Genomic DNA, 1,409 nt, shown 5'->3' with positions numbered 1-1,409 from the left:
TGATTTATAACTTTTTGTAACTCAAATGGTTCTTTTTTTGAAAAAATAATAGCTGTAAGTGTTGCAATTACTAGGTTTTGTATCTCTACTCTTAATAAGACTATATATAAAAGTTCTAAAATAAGGAGGGAATATGAATAAGATTAAAATAATTGACTCAATAATGGGAGCTGGCAAGACTAGTTATGCTATCCAAATGATGAATGACATTGCATATAAAGATAAGAAGTTTATTTTTATAACTCCATATCTTTCTGAAATAGACAGGGTTAAGTCTAGTGTAACAACTAGAAAATTCTATGAGCCAAACGAAAAACTGGGAGAAGGTAGTAAATTTAAACACTTTAAGAAAATGCTACAACAAGGGAATGACATTGTATCAACTCATAGTTTATTTAGCATGATGGATACAGAGGCAAAATTGTATCTAAAAGAAAAGGATTACATATTAATACTAGATGAAGTATTCCAAGTAATCGAGAAATTAAATATATCAAAATCTGACACAGAAAATATAATTGATAGGTATGTTAATATTGAAAAAGATGGACTAGTAGTATGGACAGACAAAGAATACAAAGGTGAATTTGATAGAGTAAAGGCCAAGTGTGATAATAATAGTGTATATGCATATGGAAATAGTTTTTTGTTCTGGACATTTCCTTCGAGTGTGTTTGAACTATTTGAAGAAGTATTTATATTAACATATTTATTTGATGGGCAGATACAAAAATATTATTATGATATGTTTAATATAAAATATGAATACAAAAGTGTAAAACTATCAGATGGAAAATACAGTTTGTATGATTATAATATTGAAGATGAGAATAGAGGAGATATCGCAAAGTTAATTAACATATACGAAGGTAAAATGAATACTAACTACTATGTGTCAGAATCAAAATTCAATACAGAACTATCGTCTTCATGGTTGGATAAGTGTGAAAAAGCATCTTTAGACCAAATAAAGAAAAATATGACCAATTTTGTTAAAAATATTTGTCATGCTAAGGTTAAAGAAGTAATATGGACAACTAAAATAAGTCATAAAAACTCTCTTAAAAATAAAGGGTATGGGACTAGGTTTTTACCTATGAATATAAGAGCAACTAATGATTATAAAGAATCTAGCTGTGTAATGTATGTATACAATAGATATTTAAATCCATTAGAAGGAGGATTTTTCTCTCAAAGAGGTATTAGCGTTAATCAAGATATATTAGCTATTTCTGATTTACTACAATTCATATGGAGAAGTAGAATAAGAGAAGGTAAGCCAATAGATTTATACATACCTTCATCTAGAATGAGAGAGTTATTAAAGCAGTATTTAAATAATGAGATATAAGTAGGTGGAATATGGATAAAAAGAATAAAGATACACTTAGAGATATATTAATACAACT

The 1,409-nt window shown here is 27.4% G+C and carries 1 protein-coding gene; it reads left to right on the top strand.

Features of this window, described 5'->3' with window-relative positions; genetic code table 11:
* Nucleotides 1-133: 133 nt before the first annotated feature.
* The gene (locus ACRDDY_RS15435) at nt 134-1,351 is read left to right on the top strand and encodes a DEAD/DEAH box helicase family protein (RefSeq protein WP_438565829.1); all 1,218 of its coding nucleotides are present in this window, start codon (nt 134-136) and stop codon (nt 1,349-1,351) included.
* Nucleotides 1,352-1,409: the final 58 nt, after the last annotated feature.

It is taken from the genome of Clostridium sp., assembly GCF_051656525.1.
GTDB lineage: Bacteria > Bacillota > Clostridia > Clostridiales > Clostridiaceae > Clostridium.
This window is presented reverse-complemented; position numbering and strand designations above follow the sequence as displayed.